This window comes from Methylobacterium sp. (assembly GCF_019750675.1).
In the GTDB taxonomy this organism is placed as follows: domain Bacteria; phylum Pseudomonadota; class Alphaproteobacteria; order Rhizobiales; family Beijerinckiaceae; genus Methylobacterium.
Map to the genome: position 1 here is coordinate 1 of NZ_JAIEOF010000224.1, position 3279 is coordinate 3279.

At 72.7% G+C, this 3279-nt stretch carries 2 protein-coding genes and 1 pseudogene; 2 read left to right on the forward strand and 1 reads right to left on the reverse strand.

The window, feature by feature from the left end; genetic code table 11:
• Together K2X24_RS11835 and K2X24_RS11840 are read left to right on the forward strand one after the other, a co-directional pair.
• Window positions 1-125: pseudogene (locus K2X24_RS11835) on the forward strand (VOC family protein); the annotation flags it as partial.
• A gap of 168 nt (window positions 126-293) precedes the next feature.
• Window positions 294-1685 (forward strand): L-serine ammonia-lyase, encoded by a 1392-nt coding sequence (locus K2X24_RS11840; RefSeq protein WP_292498164.1) that lies wholly within the window; start codon window positions 294-296, stop codon window positions 1683-1685.
• A gap of 16 nt (window positions 1686-1701) precedes the next feature.
• On the opposite strand, the gene K2X24_RS11845 is transcribed toward K2X24_RS11840, so the two are convergent.
• Window positions 1702-3279, reverse strand: a 1578-nt coding sequence (locus K2X24_RS11845; RefSeq protein WP_292498167.1) for a transketolase, incomplete at its 5' end; no start/stop codon positions are given.

The window sequence follows — 3279 nt, forward strand, 5'->3', positions numbered from 1 at the left end:
CGATCCTGCCCCGCCTCCTCGCCGATCCGGACCCCGCCGTGGCCGACCGCGTCTTTGCGGCCATGCAGACCATGGTCCGGCTCGACGTCGCCGCCCTGGAACGCGCGGCCGCCGGCACGTCCTGACCCCGCCGACGCGGCTCTGGCGCGTTTCTTCCATGGGCCGGCGGGTGCGCACCGGATGTGCTAGGACCCCCTGGCGGCCGGAACCCTGCCCCGGCGCCAGGCCCCTCTTGGAAGACTGGCACGGTCCGCCCCTTCGGCCGGGGCGGCGCTGCCGAAGCGGACCCACCGATGTTCCTCAGCGTGTTCGATGTGTTCAAGCCGGGCATCGGTCCCTCCTCGTCCCACACGATGGGGCCGATGACGGCGGCGGCCGACTTCCTGGATCTCCTGCGCGCCCATCCGGACAGGGATGCCGCCGCCGCGATCCGGGTGAGCCTGCACGGCTCCCTCGCCTTTACGGGCAAGGGCCACGCGACCGACCGGGCGGTGGCCCTCGGCCTCCTGGGCTTCCGGCCCGCCGACGTCGAGATGGACGCGGCCGAGGGCGGCCTGGCGGCGCTGCGCGTCCGCAAGCGCCTCGCGCCCCCCGGCCTGCCGGAGCTGGCCTTCGACCCGATGACCGGAATCGTGTTCGATTTCGGCCCGGCGCTGCCGGGGCACGCCAACGGCCTCGTCGTGACGGCCCTCGACGCGGAGCGCGTCCCCGTCCTGTCGGAGACCTATTACTCGATCGGCGGCGGCTTCGTCGTCACGGCGGCGCAGCGCGCGGCCGCCGAACCGCCGCCCTCGGAAGGGGCCGATCCGCGGCTCTGGCCCTACCCCTTCGACAACGCGGCGACCATGCTGCGCATGGCCCGCGAGAGCGGCCTGTCGATCGCCGCCATGAAGCGCGCCAACGAGGTGGCGAACCGCTCGGAGGCGGAGTTCGACCAGGGCCTCGCCCGCATCTGGGGCGTCATGAACGGCTGCATCGAGCGCGGCCTCGCGCAGGAGGGCGAGTTGCCCGGGGGGCTTCGGGTCAAGCGCCGGGCCAAGCACATCCGCGACCAGCTCGTGCGCGAGCGCGGCTCGAACACGGCCCAGCCGCACGCGGTCTCGGACTGGCTCAGCGTCTACGCCATGGCGGTCAACGAGGAGAACGCGGCCGGCGGCAAGGTCGTGACCGCGCCGACCAACGGGGCGGCCGGGGTCGTTCCGGCCGTGATCCGGTACTACCTCGACCATTGTGTCGGCGCCGATCCGGCTCGGGTTCCCGATTTCCTCCTCACCGCTGCCGCCATCGGCGGCCTGATCAAGCACAACGCCTCGATCTCGGGCGCCGAGGCCGGCTGCCAGGGGGAGGTGGGGTCGGCCAGCGCCATGGCGGCGGCCGGGCTCTGCGCCGTGCTCGGCGGAACCCCGGCCCAGGTCGAGAACGCGGCCGAGATCGCCCTGGAGCACCATCTCGGCATGACCTGCGACCCCGTCGCCGGCCTCGTGCAGGTGCCGTGCATCGAGCGCAACGGCATCGGCGCCACCAAGGCGGTGGCGGCGGCCTCCCTGGCCCTGCGCGGCGACGGCTCACACTTCATGCCGCTGGACAACTGCATCGCGGCGATGCGCCAGACCGGCGAGGAGATGAGCCACAAGTACAAGGAGACCAGCCTGGCCGGGCTGGCGGTGAATCTGCCGGAGTGCTGAGGCCTTCGGTCGGGCCTTACGCCAGCCGGAGGTGCCGGATCTGCCGGCCCGGGGCGATGGCCTGGGCCGCCGTGGCGATGCCCCGCGCGTCGATGCCGAAATGCCGGTGCAGGTCCGCGATCGTACCGGTCTGGCCGAACTGGGAGACGCCGAGCGCCCGGGTCCGGTGGCCCCGCACCGATCCGAGCCAGCCGAGGGTGGCCGGATGGCCGTCGAGGACGGTGACGAGACCGCATTGGGCGGGCACGTCGGCGAGCAGGCGCTCGATGTGGCTCGACGCCTCCGGCGATCCTCGTTCGCGCAGGGTCTGGGCGGCGGTCCAGCCGGCCTGGAGCCGGTCGGCGGAGGTGACGGCGAGGAGGCCGACGTCGCGCCGGTCCTCGGCCATCAGCCCCGTGGCGGCGATCGCCTCGGGGGCGATGGCGCCCTGGTAGGCGACGACCACCTCGGCGTTCGGGCCGGGCCGGCGCAGCCAGTAGGCGCCCGCCATCATGTCGGCGGCCAGCTCCGGACCGATCTCCCGGGCCGGCTGCTCCAGGCTGCGGGTCGAGAGCCGGAAATAGGCCGAGCCGCCGGCCGCATCGGGCAGGCAGGTCACCGGGTCCGGTTCGGCCGGGCCGCAGCGCTGCATGTGCGCGAAGGCGAAGCGCAGCAGCACGGCGAGCTCGTCCACGAAGGCGGGCTCGAAGGCCGAGAGCCCGTCCTGGCCCATGCCGATCAGCGGCGTCTTGATCGACTGGTGGGCGCCCCCCTCGGGCGCGAGGGTGACGCCCGCCGGCGTCGCCACCAGGAGGAAGCGCGCATCCTGGTAGCAGGCGTAGTTCAGGGCATCGAGACCGCGCTCGATGAAGGGATCGTAGAGGGTGCCCACCGGCAGCAGGCGCTCGCCGAAGATCGAATGCGACAGGCCGAGCGCCGAGAGGGCGGTAAACAGGTTCGATTCGGCGATGCCGAGCTCGAGGTGCTGGCCGGAGGGCGCGAAGGTCCAGTTGAAGGTCGAGGGGATGCGCTCCTTGCGGAAGAGGTCGGCCATCGCTTGCCGAGCGAAGAGGCCGCGCCGGTTCACCCAGGCGCCGAGATTGGTCGAGACCGTGACGTCGGGGGAGGTGGTGACGATGCGCGCGGCGAAGGCCGAGTCGGTCTTGGCGATCTCGTGCAGGATCAGGCCGAACCCGGCCTGCGTGGAGAGCGCGGCCTGCTTCGGCGCCACCAGGCGTTCGGGCACGGGAACGACCGGCGCCTCGTAGCGGCGGCGGCCGCGCTGCACGAAGGGCACTTTGGCGAGGAAGCGCCGCATGGCGTCGGGCTCCACGTCGAGACCTTCGAAGGGCTCCCATTCGTGGCCCGGCCGAATTCCCATCTCGGCCTGGAAGCCCGCGACCTGGGTCGGGGTCAGCAGGCCCGCGTGGTTGTCCTTGTGGCCGGCGAGCGGCAGGCCGTGGCCCTTGATCGTGTAGGCGATGAAGCAGACCGGACGGTCATGGGCGCGGGCGGCCTCGAAGGCCTCCAGCAGCATCGGCAGGTCATGGCCGCCGAGATTGCCCATCAGGGCTGCGAGTTCGGCGTCCGAGCGCCGGTCGATCAGGGCCGAGAC